Origin of the sequence: Blastococcus sp. PRF04-17, from assembly GCF_023016265.1 — a bacterium.
Classification (GTDB): domain Bacteria; phylum Actinomycetota; class Actinomycetes; order Mycobacteriales; family Geodermatophilaceae; genus Blastococcus_B.
This window is the reverse complement of the sequence record NZ_CP095412.1, coordinates 4,288,669-4,312,858: the sequence shown is the minus strand read 5'-3', so window position 1 is coordinate 4,312,858 and position 24,190 is coordinate 4,288,669. Positions and strand designations below refer to the sequence as shown.

Genomic DNA, 24,190 nt, shown 5'->3' with positions numbered 1-24,190 from the left:
CACGGCTCCTTCGCCGTCCTCCAGGCCTTGTGCCCGAAGTGGCGGGGCACCACGGAGACGATGTTCGAAGCCGCCCGCGAGCTGGCCGCGGCGGCGCCGGAGGGGTCGGGCACGTGCCTGCTGCCGCTCATGGCGCACGTCGAGCACCACGCGGAGCTGACCGACGGCCGCGGCGGACCGATCGCCGCCGCCCGGCACATGACCGCCGCGGCGACCCGCGCCGAACTGCGCACGGCCACCGACCGCTGGCTGGCCGGCGGCCCCCACCCGGCGGGACGGCTCTTCGGTCACAACCTCGCCGCGTACGTCTTCTGGCTGGCCGAGGACCGCGACGCCGCGCGGCCGCACCTCGAGGCGATCGGCCGCTCGGTCACCCGGCAGCCCTGGTCGTACTACTACGAGCCGGGGAGGCGCTCGGCGCCGTGCGCACGTGGGCCGGTCTGCCGGTCGTCGCCGCGATCGCTCCCGATCGAGAGCCGGAGCAGTTCAGCCCAGCGTGATGGGGTTGACGATGTCGGCGATCAACAGCAGCGCCGACAGGGCGATGAAGACACCCGCCACCAGGTAGGCGACCGGCATCAGGCGGGCGATGTCGAACGGACCGGGGTCGGGCCGTCCGCGCAGGCGCGCCACGGTCGACCGTGCCTTCTCGTACAGCGCACCGGCCACGTGCCCGCCGTCCAGCGGGTAGATCGGCAGCAGGTTGAACAGGAACAGCACGAGGTTGACGCTGGCCAGCATGCTCAGGAAGAAGCTGATCTTCTCCATGCCGGTGAGCTGCGGCAGCGCGAACGCCTCGCCGGAGATGCGGCCGACGCCGACCACCCCGATCGGGCCGTTCCGGTCCCGCTCCTCGCCGAGGAACGTGGCCCGGAAGAGCTGGGGGATCCGCTGCGGGATCTCGATCAGCCGCTCGACGGAGTTGGTCACGATCATCCCGAAGTAACCGGGGAGCGCGCCCACGTCCTGCCGCGCGAGGGTCGGGGACGGGCTGATGCCGAGGAAGCCGGCGGTCGTGGTCTCGTCGCTGCCGGGCTCGGCGTAGACGGTGTTGGGGATGGGCGTGACCGTCAGCTCACGGCGCTCGCCGTCCCGCTCGATCGTCAGGTCCAGCGGGGTGCCCGGGCTGCTGCGGATCGCCTCCTGCACCGCCGTCCAGCTGTCGTAGGCCGTCGGCTCCAGCGGCGCGCCGGCGATGGCGACGATCGTGTCCCCCGGCCGCAGGCCGGCCTCGGCGGCGGGGCTGCGCAGCGGGAGCGCGCAGCCGTCCGACCCGGGCGCGCAGACCTCGCCCGCCGGGGTGATCGGGATGGCGCAGGGGTCCCGCTCCTCGGTGGTCGCCGCGCCGGCCGGGAGCACGCACGCCGGGACGTCGTCGATCCGGGTGCTGAAGACGCTGGTGCCGACCGCGGTGAGGGTGATCGCGAAGAACAGGACCGCCAGCACCAGGTTGTGGAAGGGGCCGGCGAACATGACGATGACCCGCTGCCACCAGGGCTTGGCGTAGAACACCCGGCCCTCGTCGCCGGGGCGCACGTCGTTGAGCGCCTGGCCGCGCACCTCGGCGATGAAGCTGCGCATGCGGGTGGCGCGCTTGCTCTCGCCCTCCTCGGCCGGCGGGATCATGCCGACGATGCGGATGTAGCCGCCGAGCGGGATGGCCTTGAGGCCGTACTCGGTCTCGCCGCGGGTCCGGGAGAAGATCGTCGGCCCGAACCCGACCATGAACTGGGGCACCCGCATGCCGAACCTGCGGGCCCAGAAGAAGTGGCCGAGCTCGTGGAACGCGATGGAGAACAGCAGGCCGATCGCGAAGGCGATGATCCCGAGAACGGTCAGCAGGATCCCGCTCAGTGTCAGCCTCCCGCGATGACTCCCCGGGCGTGCTCCCGGGCCCACCTCTCCGCCGCGACGACGTCCTCGACGCAGGCGGGGACGCCGAGGTCCGGCGCGTCGTCGAGGGTACGCGCCACGGTGTCCACGATGCCCCGGAACGACAGGCGACCCGCCACGAAGGCGGCGACCGCCTCCTCGTTGGCGGCGTTGTAGAGGGCGGGCACGACGCCACCGGCCTCCCCCGCCGCCCGGGCGAGCCGAACGGCCGGGAAGGCGGCCTGGTCCAGCGGCAGGAACTCCCAGGTGCTGGCGGTCGACCAGTCGAGCGCGGGCTGCACGTTCGGCAGCCGGTCGGGCCAGGCCAGCGCCAGGGCGATGGGCAGCCGCATGTCCGGCGGGCTCGCCTGGGCCAGCGTGGCCCCGTCGGCGAAGGTGACCATCGAGTGCACGATGGACTGCGGATGCACCACGACGTCGATGTCGGCATAGGGGACGTCGAACAGCAGGTGGGCCTCGATCAGCTCGAGCCCCTTGTTGACCAGCGTCGCGGAGTTGATCGTGATGACCGGCCCCATGTCCCAGGTGGGGTGCGCCATGGCCTGCTCGACGGTGACGCCCGCCAGTTCCGCGGCGCTGCGGCCGCGGAACGGACCGCCGCTGGCGGTGAGCACCAGGCGGGCCACCTCGCCCCGGGTCCCGCCGCGCAGGCACTGGGCCAGCGCGGAGTGCTCGGAGTCGACCGGCACGAGCTGCCCCGGTTTCGCGGCGGCCAGGACCAGGTCGCCGCCGGCGATGAGCGACTCCTTGTTGGCCAGTGCCACGGTCCGCCCGGCGGCCAGCGCGGAGAGGGTGGGGCCGAGCCCGATGGAGCCGGTGATGCCGTTGAGCACGACGTCGGCGGGGCGGGCCGCGAGCTCCTCGGCCGCCCGGGGCCCGGCGAGGATCTCCGGCAGGGCGTACTCGCCCCTGGCCCAGCCGCGCGTGGAGGCCGCGGCGTAGAAGGCCAGCTGCAGGTCCTGCGCGGCGGTGGCGCGCGCGACCGCGACGGTGCGGACGCCGAGCATCAGCGCCTGGTCGGCGAGCCGGGCGACGTCCCCTCCCCCGGCCGCCAGTCCGGTGATGCGGATCCGCTCGGGGTTCTGCTGCGCGACCGCGATCGCCTGCCGTCCGATCGACCCGGTCGACCCCAGGACGACGACCTCGCGCGGAGCAGTCACGGGCAGATCCTGCCCGACGCCGCGCCGCGGCACCTCACGCGGTGTACCGGACGTCGAACTGCCAGAATGGCGCGGTGACCGACGTATCCCAGAGCACGCATCGGGTGAACCAGCCGGGCCGCGAGGAGGGCGTCGTCCGCCACGGCGAGCAGCCCATCGCGCACGAGCGCCCCGAGGAGTGGGGCTGGCACGGCGAGATGGGCAAGTGGGGGCGCCGTCTGGTGATCATCCCGATCCTCTTCAACACCGCGTACCTGGTGGGCAATCACGAGGGCCGCATGGAGGACATCTGGATCATCGCCATCACCGGCCTGATGGTGCTGATCCTGGTGTGGGACTACTTCCGCCGGAAGAACGCCTGGCGCAGTCGATGACGGTCAGGTGACCGCGACGCCGATCGCCGTCCCGATCAGATAGGTGAGGCCGGCGGCCGCGGCACCGAACAGCAGCTGCCGCGCGCCGGCGTACCACCACGGTCGCGGGGTGAAGCGCGAGGAGAGGGCGCCGGCCACGAGCAGCCCGAGGCCACCGCAGAGGAGCGCCGCCCACAGGAGCGGGACGCCGAACAGATAGGGCAGCAGCGGGATCGCCGCGCCGGTGGCGAAGGTGAGCAGCGAGCTGATCGCGGCCACCCGCGGCGAGGGCTTGTCCTCGGGGTTGAGCCCGAGCTCGGCGACCACGTGCAGCCGCAGTGCCGTCTCGGGGTCGCGGGACAGCTGGACGGCGACCTCCTGGGCGAGCCGGTCCTCCACCCCCCGCACCCGCAGCAGCTGGACCAGTTCGGCCAGCTCGCCGGCCGGGTTGCGCTCGAGCTCGGCGCGCTCCTTGTCGACCTCGAGGTCGAGCTGCTCGTTCTGCGTCTTCACCGACGTGTACTCGCCCAGGGCCATGGAGATCGCCCCGGCGACCAGGCTGGCGACCCCGGCCAGCACGATGGCACGGGGCGCGGCGCCCCCACCGCCGACGCCGGCGACCAGGGCGGTGTTGGTGACCAGACCGTCCATCGCGCCGAAGACCGCGGCACGCAGCCACCCGCCGGAGACGTCGCCGTGGTGGTGACCGTGCGCCTCGGCCTGCCTGGCCGTCACTGCTCGCTCTCGGCGCCCAGCTCGGTCGGCGGCTCCACCGAGGGCATGGGAAGGGCGACGGTCGGCGTGCTGACGCTGTCTGCCGCTGCCAGCTGCCCGCAGGCGCCGTCGATGTCCTGGCCGCGGGTGTCCCGGACCGTCGTGGGCACGCCGGCGGCCCGCAGTCGGGCGACGAACTCGCGCTGCGCGGGCAGCGGGCTGGCGTCCCACGGGCTGCCGGGCGTCGGGTTCAGCGGGATGAGGTTGACGTGCGCCAGCCGGCCGGCCAGCAGCTCGCCCAGGAGGTCGGCGCGGAACGGTTGGTCGTTCACGTCGCGGATGAGCGCGTACTCGACCGAGTACCGGCGACCGGTCCTCCTCGCGTAGGCGTCGGCGGCCTCGATGACCTCGCCGACCTTCCAGCGGGTGTTGATCGGCACCAGGGTGTCGCGCAGCTCGTCGTCCGGGGCGTGCAGGCTGACCGCCAGCGTCACGTTGCGGCCCTCGTCGGTGAGCCGGCGGATCGCCGGGACCAGGCCGACGGTGGAGACGGTCACCGAGCGCTGCGACAGACCCAGTCCGTGGGGCGCCGGCGCGAGCAGGGCGTCGAGCGTCCTGCGGACCCGCGCGTAGTTGGCCAGCGGCTCCCCCATGCCCATGAACACCACGTTCGACAGGCGCCCGGGCCCGCCGTGCAGCTCCCCGTCGGCCATGGCCGCCGCGGCGGCGACGGCCTGGCCGATGATCTCGGCGGCCGAGAGGTTGCGGGTCAGACCCTGCTGTCCGGTCGCGCAGAACGGGCAGGCCATGCCGCAGCCGGCCTGGCTGGAGATGCAGACCGTCGCCCGGTCGGGATAGCGCATGAGCACGCTCTCGACGAGCGCGCCGTCGTGCAGCCGCCACAGCGTCTTGCGGGTGCGGCCGTTGTCGGCGGTCTGGTGCCGGACGACGGTCAGCAGGCCGGGCAGCAGCGCCTCGGCGAGGGGCTGGCGGACGGCGGCGGGCAGGTCGGTCATCTGCGCCGGGTCGGTGACACCGCGGTAGAAGTGCCGGGCGAGCTGGTCGGCGCGGAACGCCGGCTGTCCGAGCTCGGCGACCGCCGCGCGGGCCTCCTCGCGGCTGAGATCGGCGAGGTGGCGCGGGGGCGTCCCCCGCCGGGGGGCGTCGAAGACGAGCGGAAGGGCAGTCATGGCGGCGTCCATGGTCCCACTACCGTGCCGGGCGTGACCGGCCGCGACGAGTTCCCCGAGGTGGTCCTCGACACCGTCGGGGTGGGCCCCTGGCCCGGACCGTGGCCCGACGACCCCTGGTACGACCCCGAACTGCTCGCGCACGGCGACCGGCGCAACGTCGTCGACCGGTACCGCTACTGGACCGTCGAGGCGATCGTCGCCGACCTCGACCGGCGCCGGCACCCCTTCCACGTCGCGATCGAGAACTGGCGGCACGACCTGAACATCGGAACCGTGGTGCGGACGGCGAACGCCTTCCTCGCCGAGGCCGTGCACATCGTGGGCCGCCGCCGCTGGAACCGTCGGGGAGCGATGGTGACCGACCGCTACCAGCACGTCCGGCACCACGAGGACGTCACCGCGCTGGCCGCCTGGGCTCGCGAGGCGGGGCTGCCGCTCCTGGCGGTCGACAACCTGCCGGGAGCCCGGCCGCTGGAGACGGCCGGGCTCCCGAGGGCGTGCGTGTTCCTGTTCGGGCAGGAGGGCTCCGGCCTGACGGCGGAGGCCCGCGAGGCCGCCGACGGCGTGCTGTCGATCGCGCAGTTCGGCTCGACCCGCTCGATCAACGCCGGCGTCGCGGCGGGCATCGCCATGCACGCCTGGATCAGGCAGCACGCCGCCGGTTGAGCAGTGCCAGCAGTCCGATGACCACGAGATCGACGGCCATGAAGAGCACGGCCTCCGGCTCGTCGTAGGCGGTCAGCTTCACCGCGCTGAACACCAGGTCGACCACCAGCACGGCGGCGAGCGCCGGCAGCACGCGCCGGTCGCGGCCCAGCCGGGCGGCGGCGACCAGGAAGGCCACGGCCAGCGCGGTGGACCACACGCCCACCGACCAGTCGACGAGGCCCTCGGGCTCGCCGCCCTGCTCGGCGGTGGCGAAGAAGAGGAAGTACGCGGTGCCGGCGAGCTTGACGGCACCGAAGAGGCCGAGCAGCACCCGGGTGCCGGTCAGCAGCGCGGTACGCCGGGTCGCGGGCCGGACGGCGGTCGTGGTCATGGGGTTCTCCTGGAACGGACGGGATCAGCGCCGGGAACGCTAGGAACCGCCGGCCACCGCCACATCGACCCCCGGGCTGGTTCAGCGGTCAGCCCCAGGGCTGATGTCGTCGCGCCCCCACCGCCCTACCCTTCGCGTTCGTGACCCCCTCGCTGCCTCGCCCGGCGGTGCCGCCCCGGGCCGACGTCGTCGTCGCGGCGGTGTTCCTGGGGTTGTCGCTCGCCCAGATCGCGATCGCGCCGATCGCGAGTCCGCCGGTGTCGGTGGCGGTGGCCCTCGGCTCCACGGTTCCGCTCGCGTTCCGCCGGGTGGCGCCGGCCACCGCGGCGCTGACCATGACCGCCGTGTGGGCGATCCCGACGCACGGTTTCCTGCTCCTGGGCTACGTGATGGCCGGCGTCGCCTTCTACTCGGTCGGGGCGTACGTCCCCTCCCTGTGGCGCGCCGGCCTCGTCACCACGACGGGAGTCGTCGCGGGCGTCGTCATCACCCTGCTCGGCCCGGAGATCTGGCAGGCCGCCATCGGCTCGGCGCTCGCCGTGGCGGGTCCCGCGGCGGCCGGGCGGCTGGTGGCCCACCAGCGGGCCCAGAACGAGCGGCTGCGCCAGCTCACGGGCGAGCTGCTCCGCGAGCGGCGCGTCGCCGAGCGGGTCGCCGTGGCCGAGGAGCGTTCCCGGATCGCCCGCGAGCTGCACGACGTCATCGGCCACGAGGTCACGGTCATCGCCCTGCAGGCCGACGCCGCCGCGGCCGCCCTGGCCAAGGCGCCCGAGCGGGCCGCGGCCCCCGTCGAGGCCATCCGCCGCTCGGCCGCCCAGGCGCTGGCCGAGATGCGCCGGGTGGTCGGTCTGCTCCGCGCCGCCGACGAGGAGGATCTGCACCCGCAGCCCGGCCTGGCCGACGTCCAGACGCTCGTCGAGCAGTCGCGTGCTGCCGGGGCCCGGGTGGACCTGACCTTCCGCCCGCCGGACGCGCCGGTGCCGCCCAGCGTCGAACTGGCCGCCTACCGGCTCGTGCAGGAGGCGCTGACCAACGCCCGTCGGCACGCGCCCGGCGCGCCGGTCGACGTCCGCGTCGAGGCCGACGGGCACCAGGTCCGGGTCGACGTGGTCAACGCGCGCCGGGGCGGCGTCCCGGCGCCGCGCGCGTCGTCGTCGGGCTTCGGGCTGGTGGGCATGCGGGAGCGGGTTCGGCTGCTGGGCGGCCGGCTGGACGCCGGCCCCACCCCCGACGGCGGATACGCCCTGACGGCGTCGCTGCCCGTGGGCGTCCGGTACGCGCCATGACATCGGCCGACCGGACGACCGTGGTGCTGGTCGACGACCAGCAGCTGGTGCGCGACGGGCTGCGGCTCATCCTCGAGCTGGCCGGCGTCGACGTGGTCGGCGAGGCCGCCGACGGCGACGAGGGCGTGCGGCTGGTGCTCGACCGGCGTCCGGACGTGGTCCTGATGGACCTGCGCATGCCGCACGTCGACGGGATCGAGGCGACCCGGCGGATCGTCGCCGCGGGCAGCCCGACGCGGGTGCTGGTGCTGACCACGTTCGAGGGCGAGGAGCTGACGTTCCGGGCACTGCGGGCGGCGCGGCCGGCTACCTGCTCAAGGACGCCGGCGGCGCCCGGCTGGTCGCGGCGGTGGAGGCGGCGGCCGCCGGCGAGATGCCGCTGGCGCCCGAGGTGGTCGCCCGGCTGGTCGAGTCCTACGTGCGCGCTCCCGCCCCCTCGGCGTCGAAGGCGGCGCGGCTGGCCCCGCTCAGCGACCGGGAGCGGGACGTGCTGGCGCTGGTGGGTGCGGGCCGCTCCAATGCGGAGATCGCCGCGGAGCTGTTCATCTCGCTGGCGACGGTCAAGAGCCACGTCCGGCACATCCTGGCCAAGCTGGACGTCCGTGACCGGCCGCAGGCGATCGTGCTCGCGCACGAGGCCGGCCTCGTCGCCGGTGCCGTCGACACCGCGCCGCACCGGGCCTGACCTGCGACCCTGGGCGCATGAGCCGGCTCGGTGACGTCGACCTCTCGCTCCGCCTGCCGAAGAAGGAGGCGGAGGCGCAGCTGAAGGAGGCCCAGGACCGCCTGGTGCACCTCCGGCTGCTGCTCGGCGGCCAGATCGGCCCGGGCGACCTGGGTCCACCCCTGCTGGTGCTGTTCGAGGGCTGGGACGCCTCGGGCAAGGGCGGGGCGATCAAGCGCCTGGTCGGCGAGCTCGACCCCCGGCACGTACGGGTGGCCCAGTTCGCCGCGCCGAGCTACGACGAGAAGCGACATCACTTCCTGTGGCGGTTCTGGCCCGTGCTGCCCGGCTGGGGCGGCATGGCCGTCCTGGACCGCACCTGGTACGGCCGCGTGCTCGTGGAGCGGGTGGAGGGCTTCGCCTCGGAGCAGGCCTGGCAGCGCGCCTACCAGGAGATCGTCGACCTGGAGACGACGTTGGCGGCCGAGGGCACGATCCTCGTGAAGTTCTGGATGCACCTCTCGCCGGAGGAGCAGCTGCGCCGGTTCGAGTCCCGCCGCGACGATCCGTACCGGGCGTGGAAGCTCACCGACGAGGACTGGCGGAACCGGGAGAAGCGGCCGGCCTACGAGGCGGCGGTCGAGGAGATGCTCGAGCGCACCGAGCACCCCGCCGGCCCCTGGACGGTGGTCGCCGGCGACGACAAGCGATGGGCGAGGGTCGCCGTGGTCCGCACGGTCAACGAGGCGATCGAGTCGGCGCTGGCGGCCCGGGGCATCGACGCCGACCCGCCGCTCGGCTGAGCTTCACCCCTCCGGCAGCCAGTCGATCCGCCCGCCGTGCGGCGCCGTGCGGGCCATCGGGCGGCCGTCCACCGACAGGACGAAGAACTCCGGCCCGGCCAGGTCGCGGGCGGTCCCGGGAACGATCCCCGCCGACTCCTGCGCGACCCACCGGACGCCGAGCGAGCGCACGAGGCCCGCGAACTCCTCCCGGCGCGCTCGCTCCAGGTAGACGAGGACGGCGGTGTGGAACACCACCGGCGTGCAGTCGGCGGGCAGCAGGTCCAGCGCCTCGGGGAGCCGGTCCACGAGGTCGCCGGTCAGCACGGTGGCCGGCTCCCGCGCCGCGATGCGGGCGGCGGCGTCGAGTCGCTCGAGCCGCGGCGCGGCGTTCGGTCCCGGCCACACCAGAGCGCGCAGCCACGCCCGGTCGTCCGGGTCGGCCGGGTCCAGCGGGTTCTGGTCGATGCCGACACGGGCGGTCACGTGCGGCAGCCGGTCGGGCACCGGGACCGGTCCGGTGGTCGCCGTCCTCAGGTGGACGGCGCTGCGCGACCCCAGGGGGCGGCCGTCGAACTCGTAGCTGTACCGGTCGGGATACAGGCACAGCCCCGCCGACGACCCGACCTCGATCAGGCCGACCGGCCCGGTGATGTCGCCGAGAGCGGTGACCAGCGCGGCGCAGCGGGCCGGCTCGTTGGTCTGGGTGAACCGGTCGAGCATCGTCGCGCGGACCCGGTCGCCGTCCCGCCGGATGCGGGCGCGCAGTTCCTCGGGGGCTGCTGGGGGCCCGCCGAGGAGGGCCAGCGCGCCGAAGAGCAGCATCGGCTGCTGCTTGGCCCGGGGAAGTGACAGCAGGAAGTCGAGGATCCGGTCGTCCTCCGCCACGGCGGCCGCCAGCTGCGCGTAGAGGGGGGAGCTCATGCCCGTCGCCGCCTCGACGAAGCTGCGGAACTCCTCCGCGATCCGGCTCCGGTCGTCGTTGCCCATGCGGGCAGGATCGCAGGGTGCCTCCCGCTCCCCTCGTGCACCTGATCGAGCCGGCGGAGTGGCGCCGTGCCCTGGCCGAGGGGGCGGTCCACCCGCCCTCCCTGACGTCCGTGGGTTTCGTGCACCTGTCGACACCGGACCAGGTGCACGTGCCGGCGCAGGCGCTCCACCCGGGCCGGCGCGACATGGTGCTGCTCGTTGTCGACCCGGCGCGGCTGACCGATCCGGTGCGCTACGAGCCGGGCACGCCGTCGGACCCGGCCGGCATGCGCTTCCCCCACCTGTACGGGCCGCTGCCGGTGACCGCCGTGGTCGCCGTCGTCCCGTACCGGCCGCCGACCGAGGCGCTGCTGCCCCGCCCCGGTGACGCCCTGGGTCGTGCTCTGGCGTTCGTCACGTCCTTGCCGGTCCGGCGGGCGGTGGGGGTGGGTGACGTGCCGGGCGGGGTCGCCGTGCTCGACCCGGACTTCCCGTACTCGCGCGACAACAACCGGCTGGTCCTGACCCGGCCGGTGGACGCGGCCACGATCGAGGCGACCGCCGCGGAGGTCGGCGGCAACGCCGGCTGGCCGCACCAGGCCGCGGGCCTGTTGTGGCCCGGTGCCGCGCAGGTCGCGGCCGAGCTGGCGGCGCGGGGCTGGGACGTCGAGGAGCTGCGGCTCATGGCCCGTCCGGGCACGCCGGTCGACGGCGGGGAGCGCGCCGAGGTCGTGCCCCAGCGCGAGGTGCACGACTTCTGGGCCGACTCCTGGCGGCGGGAGCTGACCTCGGAACGCCGGGCGGAGGCCGTCGTGGCGCAGCTGGTCGGGCGGGAGCACCTCAACGACCGCGTCGTGGCCGTGAGCGACGTCGTCGTCCGGGAGGAGGGGCGGGTGGTCGCGGCGGGGCAGCTGAGGATGGACGGCGCCACGGCGGCGGTGGACTCGGTGCTGACCGCTCCCGCGGCCCGCGGCCGGGGACACGCCGATGCGGTGCTCGCCCGCTGCCTGGACCTCGCGGCCGCCGCCGGCTGCGACCTCGTCGTGCTCGAGGCGGCCGCCGCCGGCTGGCCGCAGCACTGGTACGCCCGGCGCGGTTTCGAGGTGGTCGGATCCGTCTGGCAGGCCGATCGGCCGGCGTGAGCTACGCGGGCGCGAGGACCGAGAGCAGCAGGTAGGCCACCGCCGCCGAGGGCAGCAGCGAATCGAGGCGGTCCATGATGCCGCCGTGGCCCGGCAGCAGGTTGCCCATGTCCTTGATGCCCAGGTCCCGCTTGATCAGCGACTCGCCCAGGTCGCCGATGGTCGCCGTTCCCGCGAGGGCGGCACCGAAGACCAGACCGCTCCACCACGGACCGCCGAGCCCCCACCAGAGGAACGGAGTCGCGACCAGCATGCAGGCGAGGACCGACCCGGCCATGCCCTCCCAGGACTTCTTGGGGCTGATCGAGGGCGCCATCGGGTGCTTGCCGAACAGGACGCCGGCCGCGTAGCCGCCGACGTCGCTGGCGACCACCGTCGCGATGAAGGCCAGCACGCGGGTAGCGCCGTCCTCGGGGACCAGCAGCAGCACGGCGAACCCGGCCAGGAGCGGCACGTACAGCGCCACGAGCACGCCGGACGCGGCATCGTGCAGGTAGCCCTCGGGGCCGTCGGCCAGCCGCCAGAGGACGACGGCCAGGGCGGTGATCAGGAACCCGACCACCAGCCCGGTCGGGCCGCGGGTCCACGCCAGCCCTTCCATCACGAGCGTGCCGAGGAGCAGTGGCACCAGCGGGGGGCGGAAACGGCCGGCCTTGAGTGCGCCGGTCAGCTCGACGACCGCGACCAGGATCGCCGTCACGAGGACGACGAGGAACGCCGGTCGCCAGATCACCAGCGACGCGACGATCACCGCGACCAGCCCGACGCCCACGCCGATGGCGGCGGGCAGGTTGCGGCCGGCGCGACCCGTCGGCTGCTCGGTCACGGGCAGCTCCCCCGACGGAGCGTCCGTGAGCGCGTCGCCGGGCACCTCCACGACCGGTTGGGGGGCCGACGACGGCGGGGCGGGGCGTGAGCCGACGATCGGCACCGGGCCGGTGTCGGCGGCGCGCAACGGCGGCAGCGGGCCGGTGCCACGACCGGAGGAACCGGCGCGGTCGTCGGCGGAAGGCGGGGTCATGAGCGGGGCTGCGACATGGGCGGGGCTGCGTCGGGGGGCTCAGACCTCGAGGAGCTCGGACTCCTTGTTCTTCATCGCCTCGTCCACCTGGCTCACGTGCTGCTCGGTCAGGTGGTCGAGCTCCTTCTCCGCGCGGCGCACGTCGTCCTCGCCGGCCTCGCCGTCCTTGGCGATGCGGTCCAGCTCCTCCTTCGCGCGGCGACGGACGTTGCGGATGGCCACCTTGGCGTCCTCGCCCTTGGCCCGCGCCTGCTTCACCAGGTCGCGCCGACGCTCCTCGGTGAGCTGCGGGAACACCACACGGAGGATCTGACCGTCGTTGGTCGGGTTGACGCCGAGGTCGCTGTCCCGGATCGCCTTCTCGATCGCCGACAGCTGGCTCTGGTCGTAGGGCTTGATGACCGCCATGCGCGCCTCGGGCACGGTGATCGACGCCATCTGCGGGACCGGGGTGTACGCGCCGTAGTAGTCGACCATGATCTTGTTGAACATGGAGGGGGCCGCCCGGCCGGTGCGCACCGACCCGAGGTCCTCGCGCGCGACCGACAAGGCCTTGTCCATCCGCTCCTCGGCGTCGAGCAGGGTGTCGTCGATCACGGGTCTCACTCCTCCTGCCGGCGGCCGTCCGCCGGTCGTCGTCGTCTGCTGTCGCACCGCCCTGTCAGGTCGGCTGTCAGGACGGCTGGCTGATCAGCGTGCCGATCCTCTCACCTGCGGTCGCCCGCGCGATGTTGCCGTCGCGCAACAGGTTGAACACGACGATCGGCATCTGGTTGTCCATGCACAGGCTGATCGCCGTCGCGTCGGCGACCTTGAGCTGCTTGGCCAGCACGGTCCCGTAGTCCAGGTCGTCGTACATGACGGCGTCCGGGTTGGTCCGGGGGTCGTCGTCGTAGACCCCGTCGACGCCGTTCTTGCCCATCAGCAGCACCTGGCACTCGATCTCCAGCGCACGCTGGGCGGCCACGGTGTCGGTCGAGAAGTAAGGCATGCCGGCGCCGGCGCCGAAGATGACCAGCCGGCCCTTCTCCAGGTGCCGGATGGCCTTGCGCGGGATGTAGGGCTCGGCGACCTGGCCCATGGTGATGGCCGACTGCACGCGGGTCTCCAGCCCGGCCTTCTCGCAGAAGTCCTGCAGGGCCAGGCAGTTCATGACCGTGCCGAGCATGCCCATGTAGTCGGCCTTGGTGCGGTCCATGCCGGCCTGCGACAGCTCCGCCCCGCGGAAGAAGTTGCCGCCACCCATCACCACCGCGACCTGCGTGCCCTTGGCCACCACCTCGGCCAGCTGCTCGGCGATGCTGCGGACGATGGCGGCGTCGACGCCCACCGTGCCCCCGCCGAAGGTCTCGCCGGAGAGCTTGAGCAGCACCCGGTGGTAGCCGTTGCCGTCGGCCGGCTGGAAGGCGGTGGGCGCGGACAGCGGTGGGGTGGTGTCGGTCAAGGCGTCGTCCCTCGCTCGGTGTCGGTGGTGGCGATCCTGCCGCATGGGGCGGACAGACCGACGGCCCCGCTCCCACGAGGGGGAACGGGGCCGTCGGGCACTGCTGGGGCCTCGATCAGGCCTGGCCGACCTCGAAGCGGGCGAACCGCTCCACGGTCAGACCGGCCTCGTCGACGATCTGCTTGACGGTGCGCTTGGGCTCGGTGATCGACGGCTGCTCGAGCAGGACGAAGTCCTTGAAGTAGGCGTTGACCCGACCCTCGACGATCTTGGTGATCGCCTGCTCGGGCTTCCCCTCCTCCTTCGCGGTCTGCTCGGCGACACGGCGCTCGGTCTCGACGACCTCGGCCGGCACCTCCTCGCGGGTGAGGAACCTCGGCCGCGCGGCAGCGATGTGCATCGCCAGGCTGCGGGCCGCCTCCTCGCTGCCGCCGCTGTACTGCACCGCGACGCCGATGGCCGGGGGCAGGTCGGTGGCCCGCTTGTGCAGGTAGGTGGCCGTCTGCCCGTCGAAGGCGGCGAAGCGGGAGAGCACCAGCTTCTCGCCGATGCGGGCGGACTCGGCCTCGACCAGCGCGGCGACGGTCTGGCCGTCGACCTCGGTGGCCAGGAGGGCCTCGGCGTCGGCCGGCTTGCTCTGCAGCGCGATGTCGAGGAGACGGTCGGCGAGCTTGACGAAGTCGGCGTTCTTGGCGACGAAGTCGGTCTCGCAGTCCAGCTCGAGCAGCGCGCCGTCCTTGGAGACGACGATGCCGTTGGTCGTGGAGCGCTCGAGGCGCTTGCCCACGTCCTTGGCGCCCTTGACCCGGAGCAGCTCGACGGCCTTGTCGTAGTCGCCGTCGGCCTCGGTGAGCGCCTTCTTGCAGTCCATCATGCCGGCGCCGGTGGCGTCGCGAAGACGCTTGACGTCGGCCGCGGTGAAGTCAGCCATGTCTCTTCCTTGACGATTCGTTCGGGAGGGGGCGCGCGGTCCGGCCTCAGCCGTTCTGCGCGCCCTGGGTGCCGGTGGAGGTGTCGCCGGTCGCGGGGACCCCGGCGGTCGGGGCGACCTCCTCGGCGGTGACCGTCGGCGCCTCGGCCGGGGTCTCGGGCAGCGGGGTGGCCTCGGTGGACGCGCCCTCGGCACCTCCGGTCAGCAGCTCGCGCTCCCAGTCGGCCAGCGGCTCGTCGCCGCCGATGACCGGCTCCGCGGCCTCGCCCCGGCCGGCGTCGGCCTGCGCGGCCGAGCGGGCCATGAGGCCCTCGGCGACGGCGTCGGCGATCACGCGGGTCAGCACGGTGATGCTGCGGATCGCGTCGTCGTTGCCCGGGATCTTGTAGTCGACCTCGTCGGGGTCGCAGTTGGTGTCGAGGATCGCGACGACCGGGATGTTGAGCTTGCGGGCCTCGCCGACGGCGATGTGCTCCTTCTTGGTGTCCACGATCCAGATGGCGCTGGGCACCTTCTGCATGTCGCGGATACCGCCGAGGCTGCGCTCGAGCTTGGCCTTCTCGCGGCTGAGGACCAGCTGCTCCTTCTTCGACAGGCTGACCAGCGCGCCGGTCTGCTCGAGGTCCTCGAGCTCCTTGAGGCGCTGCAGCCGCTTGTGCACCGTGGAGAAGTTGGTGAGCATGCCGCCGAGCCAGCGCTGGTTGACGTAGGGCATGCCGACCCGCGTGGCCTGCTCGGCGACGACTTCCTGCGCCTGACGCTTGGTGCCGACGAACAGGATCGAGCCACCGTGGGCGACCGTCTGCTTGACGAACTCGTAGGCGTTGTCGATGTACCCGAGCGTCTGCTGCAGGTCGATGATGTAGATGCCGTTGCGCTCGGTGAAGATGAACCGCTTCATCTTCGGGTTCCAGCGACGGGTCTGGTGCCCGAAGTGGACGCCGCTGTCGAGCAGCTGCTTCATGCTGACGACTGCCATTGCAGCCTCTCTCGTTCCGCGCGCGTCCCTGGGGCCGCGCTCTCTCGGTTGTCGCGGGCACCGGGTGGTGCGCCGCCCTGGCGTCCCGCGGCGCCACACCCCCGGCGGTTGCCCGCTGGGACCGAGGTGGCGACTGCCCCGCCGAAGGGGCGGGAGGAAGGACGCGCGAAGTCAGCCCGTCGGAACGGGCCGCACCCGACAGCATACGCGAGTCCGGAGGCACTCTTCCCCAGCCGTCCGGTCGATCCACAGATGCGCCGGCGGCCCTCGCGCGGAGGCCGTCGGCACCGAGGGTGCCCGCATGCGCACCCGCCTGGTCGCCCTGCTGCTCCTGCTCCCGGTCGTCGTCCTCGCGCCACGTCCGGCGACCGCCGACCCCGCCCGCCCCACCCCTGCCGCCGGCAGCACGTGGTCCCTCCCCTGGCCGGCGAAGCGCCGGTCACGCGGCCCTTCGAGCCACCCCCGCACCCCTTCGCCGCCGGCCACCGGGGGTCGACCTGCGGGGGACGCCGTGGAGCCCGGTGCTGGCCGCGGGCGACGGCGTGGTGGTCTTCGCCGGCATGGTCGCGGGCCGACCCGTGGTGAGCATCGACCACCCGACCGGCCTGCGGACGACGTACGAGCCGGTCGACCCCTCGGTCGGTGCCGGCCAGCGGGTGTCGCGGGGCGCCGTCATCGGCACCCTCCGGGGCGGCCATGCGGGCTGTCCGGCGGCGGCCTGCCTGCACTGGGGGCTGCGCCGCGGCGACAGGTACCTGGACCCGCTGGACCTGCTGGACTCCCTCCGCGTGCGCCTGCTGCCGTGGAACCGAGAGGACGAGAATCTTGTGTCGGGTGCTTGACACAACGGGGGCGTCCCGCCACGCTCCCGTCTTGTCTCGAACACTTGATACAAGGAGTCCGGCATGAGCGCCGTCGTCCTGCTGCTGCTCGTCCTCGCCGGGGCGACGGTCGCCGTCGCGCGGCGCGCCGGGAGGCCGGGCGAGGAGCTGCGCGGCGCACCGGTGTCGGCATGGTTGCGGGCCACGGCCCGCAGGACGCGGCTGTGGCGTCTCGCCGGCCTGACCGCGGGCACGGCGGTCGGGATCACCGCGATGCAGTTCGACCCGCTCGGCCGGGGCCCGCTGCTGGCCGCGCCGCTGTGCGCGCTCCTCGTGCTGGCCGGTGTCGTCGTCGGCGAGCTGCAGGTGACGGCACCGCGGGACACCGTCCGTACCGCCGGGCTGGCCGTGCGCCGGGCGGGTGAGTACCTCCCGCGCCGGCTGACCGCGGCCGTCGCAACGGCGACCGGCCTGCTCGCCGTCGTCCTGGCGCTCACGACGGCGGCGGGCTCGCCGGACGACCTGGGCCGGGCCGGGCGGGCGCTGGCTCGCCGGTGCAGCGCCTTCGTGTCCGAGGCCGTCGGGCCCTGGCCGGGCTCCTTCTACGCGCTGCCGCTCGTCGCGGTCGTCGTACCCGGCCTCGTGCTGGCGGCGCTGGCCCTGCGACGGATCGTGCACCGCCCCCGATCGGCCGACGATGCCCGCCTCGACGACGCCCTGCGGCGCCAGGCGGCGGACTCGGTCGTCGCCGGCTGCGGCCTGCTCGTCGCGGTACCGCTGACCGGCGTGAGCTTCTTCGCCGCCCATGCGCTGTCGAACCTCGACTGCGCTCCTCCCACGTGGCGTGTGCTGGCCGGCGCGCTCGGCCTCCTCGTCCCGGCCGTCCTCGCGTTGAGCCTGTGGTGCGTCGTCGCGCTCACCGCGCCGGCGCCCTCCCGCGCCGGCGTCGCTCCGCGGGAACCGGCGGCGCTGTGACCGCCCGGCCGTCGGTGCGGGTGGTCACCACCGACCCCACGCCGCCCTACGAGCAGCTCCGCCGGCAGTTCGTCGACCTCATTTGGGCCGGCGTGCTGACCCCGGGCGACCGGCTGCCGCCGCTGCGACAGCTCGCGGCCGATCTGGGTCTCGCCGTCGGCACGGTGGGCCGCGCCTACCGCGAGCTGGAGGCGGCCGGGCTGGTCGCCTCCCGACGCGGCGGCGGCACCCGGGTGCTGGCCGCGAGGAACTCGGCGGTCGACCGCGACCGCACCCTGCGCCAGCACGCCGAGACCTTCGTCCGCCAGGCCCGCCTGCTCGGCGCCGATGACGACGACGTGCGCGCCGCGCTGTCGGCTGCCCTCGGCCAGCCGAGCGCGCGCCACTAGCCTGCGGCCATGGTGGCCGCGGACCCCGCGGCTGCGCGCCGGTCGTCGGTCCCGGCCGGGGCGCGGCGCGCGTCCTCGACGCCTGCTGGTGGTCCGCCGGCGGGGACCTCCTGCTCCGGGCGCCGTGCGGCGCACCCGGCTCAGGCGATGTCGGCCAGCTTGGTGCGCAGGTGCAGGACGGCCTTGGTGTGCAGCTGGCAGATGCGGCTCTCGGTGACGCCGAGGACGCGGCCGATGTCGGCCAGGGTGAGGCCCTCGAAGTAGTAGAGGCTGACGACGACCTTCTCGCGCTCGGGCAGCTGCTCGACGGCGCGGGCCAGGAGCTGGCGGGCCTCACCGTGCTCGGCCATGGCCTGCGGGTCGAGGGCGCTGGAGTCCTGGAGGGTGTCGCCGAGGCGCGGGGCGCCGCCGCCCTCGTCGTCGGTGAGCAGCTCGTCGAGAGCGACGACGTTGACCAGGGACAGCTGGCCGAGGAACTTGCGGACCTCCTCGACGTCCATGTCCATCTCGGCCGCGACCTCTTCGTCGGTCGGCGTGCGCTGCAGCCGGCCCTCGAGCTCGGCGACCGCGCGCTCGAACTGCCGGGCCTTCATGCGCACCGAGCGCGGGATCCAGTCGGTGTTGCGGAGCTCGTCGATGATCGCGCCCCGGATGCGGGCCATCGCGTAGCTCTCGAACTTGACCTCGCGGGTCGGTTCGAAGCGGGTGATGGCGTCGATGAGCCCGAACGTGCCGTAGGAGATGAGGTCGGCCTGCTCGACGTGCGCGGGCAGGCCGCTGCCGACCCGACCGGCGACATACTTCACCAGCGGCGCGTAGTGCAGGATCAGCCGGTCACGCAGACCCGGGTCCCGGTTGGCGACGTAGTCGTTCCACAGCTCCGCGAGCAGCGCGTCGGCGTCCTCCTGCGACTCGTCGTACTCGTCCAGCCGGTGGATGGTGGCCTCAGGCACGGTCGCGCTCCTCGGTGCTCGTGCTCGTTCTCGCTCGCTGGTCCTGCCCCGTCACGACAGCCGTCACCCTCTCAGCACCTGACCCGCCTCTCAGGCCCGGGGGTGGGCTTGCGCATGGACCGCACGGAGCCGCTCGACCGTCACGTGCGTGTAGATCTGGGTCGTCGCGAGGCTAGCGTGGCCGAGCAGCTCCTGGACGGAGCGCAGGTCCGCGCCGCCCTCCAGGACGTGGGTGGCCGCGGAGTGGCGCAGGCCGTGCGGGCCGAGGTCCGGCGCGCCGGGCGTGCGGGCCACCGCGGCGTGCACGGTGCGCCGCACCTCGCGGGGGTCGAGCCGGCGGCCGCGGGCCCCCAGCAGCAACGCCGGCCCGGAATCGGGCGTGGCGAGGGCCGGCCGGCCACGTGTCAGCCAGGCATCGAGCGCCTGCTCCGCGGGGACGCCGTAGGGGACGCTGCGCTCCTTGCGACCCTTCCCGAGCACGCGCAGCAGGCGCCGGCTCCGGTCGACGTCGTCGACGTCGAGGCCGACGAGCTCGCTGACCCGGATGCCGCTGGCATAGAGCAGCTCGAGGACGACGCCGTCGCGCAGCCCCACCGGCTCCTCTGCGCCGGCCGCCGACTCCACCACCGCCTTCGCCTGGTCGGGGGCGAGGACGTCGGGCAGCGTGCGCCGCGCCTTGGGGCTGACCAGCCGCAGGCCGACGTCGTCGGGCGTGAGCCCGGCCCGGCGCAGCCAGGCGGTGAACGAGCGCGCGCTCGCCGCGTGCCGGGCGGTGGTCGCCCGGCTGTGCCCGCGCGTGCGTCCCTGCGCGAGCCAGCTGCGCAGCGCGCCGAGGTCGAGCTCGTGCACCTGGGTGCCGCCGCGGCGGGCGAGGTGGTCGAGCAGACCGACGGCGTCCGTGACGTAGCCACGGACGGTGTGCGGGGACAGGTCGCGCTGGGTGCGCAGGTGGGCCTCGTACCCGTCCAGCGCCTCCGCCAGGGCAGGCGGCAGCACGGCGCGCACCTCTGGAGTCCCGGCGGTCACCGGGGAACCGTCCGATGGCGCTCCCGGACCGTCAAGCCGCCGCGCCGCGTCCGCCCCCTCCCTTCGGCGGTGGCGCCAACCGCCAGCCGGAGCCGGTCCACTGCACGAGCTCGGCCAGCTCGAGCGCGGGAAGCACGCGGAGCACCTCGAGCACCTCGCACCCCGCTACCGCGGCGAGCCGCTCGGGACCGACGCCGATGCGCACGGGGCAGGCGTCGAGGACGCGGACGGCGAGGTCGCTGAGTCCGTCACGGGGCCCGGTGGGCCGGGGCGAGGGCTCGGCCAGATCCGCGCCCACGGCGCCGACCTCTTCGAGCACGTGCGCCGCCGACGCGACCAGCCGCGCGACCGACTGCCCGTCCGCCGACTCCTCACGCAACAGCTCGTGGCAGCCCACCGACATCGCGGACGTCACCGGGCCCGGGACGACCATGACCCGTCTGCCCAGCTTCGCCGCCCGCTTGGCCGTCGCCGTCGCGCCCGAGCGGGCCGCCGCCTCGACGATCACGGTGCCGCGGGTGAGTCCGGCGATCAGCCGGTTGCGCACCAGGAACCGGTGCTGGTGCGGGGCGGCCCCGGGCGGCCACTCGCTGACCAGCAGGCCGGCGTCGGCGACGCGGTTGAGCAGTGCTCCGTTGCCGGCGGGATAGGGACGGTCAACGCCACACGCCAGGACGGCGACGGTCGGCGCCTCCGCCGCCAGGGCGCCGCGGTGCGCGGCCGCGTCGATGCCGTACGCCCCTCCCGACACCACGGTCCAGCCCCGCTCCCCCAGCTGGTGGCCGAGCTCCGCGGCGACGTGCTCGCCGTAGGCGCTCGACGCCCGAGAGCCGACTATCGCCACCGACCGGTCGACCAGCTCGTCCAGACGCGGTCCGCCCCGCACCCACAGCGCCACGGGCGGCACCAGCGCCGACGTGCGTTGCGACTGATGGCGGTGGTCGTCGGGTTCCTCCGCGGTGGCGAGGGTCAGCGCGTGCAGCGGGAAGGCGGGCCACTCGTCGTCCTCGGGCACCACCAGCCGGGCGCCGCAGCGCTCGGCACGTCGCAGATCCTCGAGGCTGTGGTCCGTGCCGGCCCGCGCACCCACGAGCGCTCGCAACCGCTCGGGAGCACGACCGGCGCGCAGCCGGCGGACGGCCTCGACCGGGCCCAGCCCGTCGACGTACCGCCAGAAGTCGATCGTGCCCGGCTCGCACGCCCGGCTCAGCCACGCACGCGCCCGCCGCAGGCCGGGATGACCCGGCCCCGCGACAGCGGCGTCCTCGAGGTCCTCGTCGAGCGTCATGCCGAGGCCCCCTGCCGACGCATGCCGGCGACGGCCGGACGGCGGCGCGACGTCAGGCGGTGCGCAGAGCTCGCAGCGCCGCGGGGAGCCGGAGACCGAACCCCATCAACAGGAACTCCGCCATCACGGGGAAGAGCGCACCCTCCGCGTCCCTCCAGGCATCCCCGCGCTGCACGCGCAGCCAGGCCAGCCCGAAGAGAACCGTGTTGCAGACGACCATGGTCACCAGCGCGACGATCACGCCATCGCTCGTGGTGGGGAGCACGCCGGCGACCACCCAGCTCAACACCCACCCGGCGAAGGCGACGACATACACGTGGCTGTGCGTCCGGGTCATGACCGGTCATCTTCGGCGAAGGCGCCGGCAGACCGCCAGAGCGCGGGGTCAGGATCCACCGTCGGGGCGTCATGCCGCCACCCGCTGCAGGCGCATGCCCAACGCTTCGGCGACCTCGTCGGCGCCCGGGGAGGTCCGTCCGGCGAGATCGGCCAGCGTCCAGGCGACCCGCAGCACGCGGTCGAAGCCGCGCGCCGACAGGGCGCCGCGTTCCAGCGCCCGCTCCGCCAGCCGCAGCGACGCCCGCGGCACCGGCCAGCGCTCGCGGAGCAACCGACCGGGCACCTGGCTGTTGACCGCCAGCCCGGTGCCCGCGAACCGCTCCTGCGCCGCCGCGCGCGCGATCTGGACGCGGCGCGCCACGTCCTCCGTCGACTCGGGTTCGGCCAGACCGTGCAGCCACTCCGCCCGAGGCACCGGCGGCAGGTCGATACGCAGGTCGATGCGGTCGAGCAGCGGACCCGAGAGCCGTGACCGGTAGCGGCGCCGCTCGAGCGGGCTGCAGGTGCACGCGGTGTCCCCCGCGGCGGAGGCGCACGGGCACGGGTTCGCGGCCAGCACCAGCTGCGCCCGGCAGGGGAACGCGACCGTCCCGGCGGCCCGCGAGATCGTCACCGACCCCCGCTCGAGCGGCTGGCGCAGCGTGTCGAGCACCGCGCGGGGGAACTCGGGCGCCTCGTCCAGGAAGAGGACCCCGCGGTGGGCGCGGCACAGCGCTCCCGGCCGGATCTGGCCGGAGCCGCCACCGATCAGCGCCGCCATCGACGCCGAGTGGTGCGGCGCCTCGAACGGAGGCCGGCTCACCAGCGGCGCGCCGCCGGGGAGGGTGCCGGCGATCGAGTGGATGGCGGTGACCTCCAGCGCCGCCTCCCGGTCCAGGGACGGAAGCAGACCGGGCAGGCGCTCGGCGAGCATCGTCTTGCCGGCCCCTGGCGGGCCGCTCAGGAAGAGGTGGTGACCACCGGCCGCGGCCACCTCGACCGCCCGCCGTCCCGAGGCCTGGCCGACGACGTCACGGAGGTCGGGCCCTGGGGGCTGCGGCGGCACCGCCCCACGCGTATGCACCGGAAGACGGGCACGACCGGTGAGGTGCTCGATCACCTCCCGCACGGTCGCGGCGGGGAGGACCTCGATCCCGTCGACCAGTGCCGCCTCGTCGGCGTTCACCCGGGGCACGACGACCTGCCGATGGCCGGCGCGCGCGGCCGCCAGCGCCGCCGGCAGCACCCCTCGGATGCTGCGCACCGACCCGTCCAGACCGAGTTCCCCGAGCAGCACGAGCCGGTCCACCGAGGATCCCGGAACCGTGTCCGCCGCCGCCAGCACCGCCGCGGCCAGCGCGAGGTCGAAGCCGCTCCCCTGCTTGGGCATCGACGCCGGGGACAGACCGATCGTGATCCGCCGGTTGGGGAACTCCGCGCCGGCATTGACGACGGCCGAGCGGACCCGGTCCACCGACTGGCGCACGACCGCGTCGGGCAGGCCGACCAGGGTCACCCCGGGCAGCCCGTTGGAGATGTCCACCTCCACCTCGACCATCGCGCCGCGCACGCCGACGAGGCCGACCGACCAGGTGCGGCCGAGCGTCACGAGAAGGCCCCGGGGAGGTGGGTCACCTTCGCCAGCCCGTCGGCTCGCAGCACGATGCCGATCACGTCGAAGCGCACCTCGGGCGCGTGCTCGTCGTGCGCCGCGAGCCATCGCTGCGCGAGGACCCGGAGCCGGCGCTGCTTGGCGTAGGTCACCGCCTCGACCGGGTCCCCGTAGCCGGTGCCACGCCGGGTCTTCACCTCGCAGAACACCAGCGTGGTGCGGTCTCGGGCGACGACGTCCAGCTCGCCCTCGCGACACCGCCAGTTGCGGTCGAGGACGGTCAGGCCCTCGTCGGTCAGGTAGGTGACGGCGAGGTCCTCGCCGTGGGAGCCGAGCTCAGCTGTGGTGGGCACGTCTCCACGGTCGGCCCGTCAAGGCTGCACGCCTATGGGCCCCTGCCAACTGTGGACGCAGCCCGGCCCTGTGGACGGGGCGCGGCCGTGCACTGCGAGGGCGACCCGGTCACGCCTCGATCGACGTGCTCACGTCGCAGTCCAGCCCGAGGTCGAACCCCGGCCCACCCTCGCAGATGTCCCGAGCCGGCCCCGGCAGCGGCACACCGGGCGGCGGCGGCGGCGAGTCGGGGGGAATCTCACCGAACAGCGCGTCGTCACCCGGCCCGCCCTGCACCACGTCGGCACCGAAGCCACCCGCGGCGAAGTCGTTCCCCGGACCGGCGTCGATCACGTCCCGCCCGAAGCCACCCTGGATGCCGTCCTCGCCCGGTCCACCGAATCCACGGTCGTCACCCACGGCGAGCGCCAGGAAGTCATCGCCGGCCTCCCCGTACACGATGTCGTTGCCGGGGCCAGGAAGCACCTCGTCATCCCCCGGACCTGCGTGGACGATGTCGTTGCCACCCGCGGCGTTGACGTTGCCGAAGAAGGTCGTCGTGTCGGCGAGGACGAGGTCGTTGCCGGCCCTCGCGTAGATCACGTCGTTGCCCAGCCGGCCGCAGAAGAAGTCCGGTCCACTCGTTCCGGTCAGCACATCGGAACGATCGGTACCGATGACGACGTTGAACTGGGTCAGATCGATGAACGGCGGAACGGCGCAGTCCTGCGGCAGGACCGGCGGTGCCGCGGCCGCCGGTACGGCGGACAGCACCGGAACGACCAGGACCGACAGGCCGAGCAAGACCTTCGTCGCACGCATGGCGTCTCCCCCTCGAGTACTTCCCGGAGCCGGGAGGCTAGACAGGGGGAGCCGGGCCTGACAGAGGGCCCGGACTCAGGGGC

Annotated in this window: 27 protein-coding genes and 1 pseudogene; 10 read left to right on the top strand and 18 right to left on the bottom strand. The window is 74.1% G+C overall.

All coding sequences use genetic code 11. The features are described from left to right. Window positions 1–486: 486 nt before the first annotated feature. Together MVA48_RS21960 and dxr are read right to left on the bottom strand one after the other, a co-directional pair. Window positions 487–1,899, bottom strand: coding sequence for a M50 family metallopeptidase (locus tag MVA48_RS21960; RefSeq protein ID WP_246983664.1), 1,413 nt, complete (start codon window positions 1,897–1,899; stop codon window positions 487–489). Then, on the bottom strand, window positions 1,857–3,053 hold the full coding sequence (gene dxr / locus MVA48_RS21955) for a 1-deoxy-D-xylulose-5-phosphate reductoisomerase (RefSeq protein ID WP_246983656.1): 1,197 nt from the start codon (window positions 3,051–3,053) through the stop codon (window positions 1,857–1,859). The genes MVA48_RS21960 and dxr overlap by 43 nt, the downstream gene beginning before the upstream one ends. Window positions 3,054–3,127: 74 nt before the next feature. On the opposite strand from dxr, the gene MVA48_RS21950 reads away from it, so the two are divergent. Then, entirely contained in the window at window positions 3,128–3,427 is a 300-nt protein-coding gene (locus MVA48_RS21950) for a DUF2631 domain-containing protein (protein WP_246983655.1), read from the top strand. Window positions 3,428–3,430: 3 nt separating this feature from the next. Here MVA48_RS21950 and MVA48_RS21945 read toward each other — a convergent pair whose 3' ends face one another. Continuing rightward, the gene (locus tag MVA48_RS21945) at window positions 3,431–4,141 is read right to left on the bottom strand and encodes a VIT1/CCC1 transporter family protein (protein WP_246983653.1); all 711 of its coding nucleotides are present in this window, start codon (window positions 4,139–4,141) and stop codon (window positions 3,431–3,433) included. Beyond that, a complete protein-coding gene (rlmN, locus tag MVA48_RS21940; protein ID WP_246983651.1) occupies window positions 4,138–5,310 on the bottom strand; it encodes a 23S rRNA (adenine(2503)-C(2))-methyltransferase RlmN in 1,173 nt (390 codons plus the stop codon). Before rlmN ends, MVA48_RS21945 begins: the two co-directional genes overlap by 4 nt. Before the next feature lie 33 nt (window positions 5,311–5,343). Between rlmN and MVA48_RS21935 the strand changes: the two genes are divergently transcribed. Further along, the gene (locus tag MVA48_RS21935; RefSeq protein WP_246983642.1) at window positions 5,344–5,979 is read left to right on the top strand and encodes a TrmH family RNA methyltransferase; all 636 of its coding nucleotides are present in this window, start codon (window positions 5,344–5,346) and stop codon (window positions 5,977–5,979) included. On the opposite strand, the gene MVA48_RS21930 is transcribed toward MVA48_RS21935, so the two are convergent. Then, window positions 5,957–6,352, bottom strand: coding sequence for a hypothetical protein (locus MVA48_RS21930; protein WP_246983640.1), 396 nt, complete (start codon window positions 6,350–6,352; stop codon window positions 5,957–5,959). The two genes, MVA48_RS21935 and MVA48_RS21930, sit on opposite strands and share 23 nt — an antisense overlap. Before the next feature lie 140 nt (window positions 6,353–6,492). Between MVA48_RS21930 and MVA48_RS21925 the strand changes: the two genes are divergently transcribed. The 4 genes and pseudogenes from MVA48_RS21925 to MVA48_RS21915 all read left to right on the top strand — a co-directional run bounded on the left by MVA48_RS21925 (window position 6,493) and on the right by MVA48_RS21915 (window position 9,105). Beyond that, on the top strand, window positions 6,493–7,638 hold the full coding sequence (locus MVA48_RS21925) for a sensor histidine kinase (RefSeq protein WP_246983638.1): 1,146 nt from the start codon (window positions 6,493–6,495) through the stop codon (window positions 7,636–7,638). After that, window positions 7,635–7,874 (top strand): annotated as a pseudogene (locus tag MVA48_RS24385) (response regulator); the annotation flags it as partial. The gene MVA48_RS21925 and the pseudogene MVA48_RS24385, both read left to right, overlap by 4 nt. Before the next feature lie 113 nt (window positions 7,875–7,987). After that, on the top strand, window positions 7,988–8,323 hold the full coding sequence (locus tag MVA48_RS24380) for a response regulator transcription factor (RefSeq protein ID WP_371821170.1): 336 nt from the start codon (window positions 7,988–7,990) through the stop codon (window positions 8,321–8,323). A 17-nt stretch (window positions 8,324–8,340) separates the two neighbouring features. Then, window positions 8,341–9,105, top strand: a complete 765-nt coding sequence (locus MVA48_RS21915) for a polyphosphate kinase 2 family protein (RefSeq protein ID WP_246983636.1) — start codon at window positions 8,341–8,343, stop codon at window positions 9,103–9,105. A gap of 3 nt (window positions 9,106–9,108) precedes the next feature. On the opposite strand, the gene MVA48_RS21910 is transcribed toward MVA48_RS21915, so the two are convergent. Further along, on the bottom strand, window positions 9,109–10,074 hold the full coding sequence (locus MVA48_RS21910) for a DUF2332 domain-containing protein (protein WP_246983634.1): 966 nt from the start codon (window positions 10,072–10,074) through the stop codon (window positions 9,109–9,111). A 17-nt stretch (window positions 10,075–10,091) separates the two neighbouring features. Between MVA48_RS21910 and MVA48_RS21905 the strand changes: the two genes are divergently transcribed. Next, entirely contained in the window at window positions 10,092–11,195 is a 1,104-nt protein-coding gene (locus MVA48_RS21905; protein ID WP_246983632.1) for a GNAT family N-acetyltransferase, read from the top strand. Between the two features lies 1 nt (window position 11,196). Here the strand turns inward: MVA48_RS21905 and MVA48_RS21900 are convergent, their stop codons facing one another. The 5 genes from MVA48_RS21900 to rpsB form a co-directional block, all read right to left on the bottom strand. Then, entirely contained in the window at window positions 11,197–12,216 is a 1,020-nt protein-coding gene (locus MVA48_RS21900) for a phosphatidate cytidylyltransferase (protein ID WP_246983630.1), read from the bottom strand. A gap of 39 nt (window positions 12,217–12,255) precedes the next feature. Then, window positions 12,256–12,813: a ribosome recycling factor gene (frr, locus tag MVA48_RS21895; RefSeq protein ID WP_246983629.1), complete on the bottom strand. Its 558-nt coding sequence runs from the start codon at window positions 12,811–12,813 to the stop codon at window positions 12,256–12,258. Between the two features lie 76 nt (window positions 12,814–12,889). Beyond that, complete coding sequence (gene pyrH, locus MVA48_RS21890; protein WP_246983626.1) at window positions 12,890–13,660, bottom strand: UMP kinase; 771 nt, start codon at window positions 13,658–13,660, stop codon at window positions 12,890–12,892. A 115-nt stretch (window positions 13,661–13,775) separates the two neighbouring features. Beyond that, the gene (tsf, locus tag MVA48_RS21885) at window positions 13,776–14,591 is read right to left on the bottom strand and encodes a translation elongation factor Ts (protein ID WP_246983624.1); all 816 of its coding nucleotides are present in this window, start codon (window positions 14,589–14,591) and stop codon (window positions 13,776–13,778) included. Window positions 14,592–14,637: 46 nt separating this feature from the next. After that, entirely contained in the window at window positions 14,638–15,570 is a 933-nt protein-coding gene (rpsB, locus tag MVA48_RS21880; protein ID WP_246983622.1) for a 30S ribosomal protein S2, read from the bottom strand. 521 nt (window positions 15,571–16,091) lie between these two features. Here rpsB and MVA48_RS21875 point away from each other — a divergent pair. The 3 genes from MVA48_RS21875 (at window position 16,092) to MVA48_RS21865 (ending at window position 17,755) form a co-directional block, all read left to right on the top strand. Next, window positions 16,092–16,412, top strand: a complete 321-nt coding sequence (locus MVA48_RS21875) for a M23 family metallopeptidase (RefSeq protein ID WP_246983621.1) — start codon at window positions 16,092–16,094, stop codon at window positions 16,410–16,412. 63 nt (window positions 16,413–16,475) lie between these two features. After that, window positions 16,476–17,366: a hypothetical protein gene (locus MVA48_RS21870; RefSeq protein WP_246983619.1), complete on the top strand. Its 891-nt coding sequence runs from the start codon at window positions 16,476–16,478 to the stop codon at window positions 17,364–17,366. Beyond that, window positions 17,363–17,755 carry a GntR family transcriptional regulator gene (locus tag MVA48_RS21865; RefSeq protein ID WP_246983617.1) on the top strand — a complete coding sequence of 131 codons (393 nt, stop codon included), beginning with the start codon at window positions 17,363–17,365 and terminating at the stop codon, window positions 17,753–17,755. Before MVA48_RS21870 ends, MVA48_RS21865 begins: the two co-directional genes overlap by 4 nt. Window positions 17,756–17,895: 140 nt before the next feature. Here the strand turns inward: MVA48_RS21865 and whiG are convergent, their stop codons facing one another. The 7 genes from whiG to MVA48_RS21830 all read right to left on the bottom strand — a co-directional run bounded on the left by whiG (window position 17,896) and on the right by MVA48_RS21830 (window position 24,107). After that, window positions 17,896–18,708, bottom strand: coding sequence for an RNA polymerase sigma factor WhiG (gene whiG, locus MVA48_RS21860; RefSeq protein WP_246983615.1), 813 nt, complete (start codon window positions 18,706–18,708; stop codon window positions 17,896–17,898). Between the two features lie 90 nt (window positions 18,709–18,798). Beyond that, window positions 18,799–19,734 (bottom strand): tyrosine recombinase XerC, encoded by a 936-nt coding sequence (locus MVA48_RS21855; protein ID WP_246983613.1) that lies wholly within the window; start codon window positions 19,732–19,734, stop codon window positions 18,799–18,801. 31 nt (window positions 19,735–19,765) lie between these two features. Continuing rightward, window positions 19,766–21,022, bottom strand: a complete 1,257-nt coding sequence (gene dprA, locus MVA48_RS21850) for a DNA-processing protein DprA (protein ID WP_246983611.1) — start codon at window positions 21,020–21,022, stop codon at window positions 19,766–19,768. A gap of 52 nt (window positions 21,023–21,074) precedes the next feature. Beyond that, on the bottom strand, window positions 21,075–21,359 hold the full coding sequence (locus MVA48_RS21845) for a hypothetical protein (RefSeq protein ID WP_246983608.1): 285 nt from the start codon (window positions 21,357–21,359) through the stop codon (window positions 21,075–21,077). A 69-nt stretch (window positions 21,360–21,428) separates the two neighbouring features. Then, complete coding sequence (locus MVA48_RS21840; protein WP_246983606.1) at window positions 21,429–22,949, bottom strand: YifB family Mg chelatase-like AAA ATPase; 1,521 nt, start codon at window positions 22,947–22,949, stop codon at window positions 21,429–21,431. Beyond that, entirely contained in the window at window positions 22,946–23,305 is a 360-nt protein-coding gene (locus MVA48_RS21835; RefSeq protein ID WP_246983604.1) for a YraN family protein, read from the bottom strand. The genes MVA48_RS21840 and MVA48_RS21835 overlap by 4 nt, the downstream gene beginning before the upstream one ends. 109 nt (window positions 23,306–23,414) lie before the next feature. Continuing rightward, on the bottom strand, window positions 23,415–24,107 hold the full coding sequence (locus MVA48_RS21830; RefSeq protein WP_246983602.1) for a calcium-binding protein: 693 nt from the start codon (window positions 24,105–24,107) through the stop codon (window positions 23,415–23,417). Window positions 24,108–24,190 lie beyond the last annotated feature (83 nt).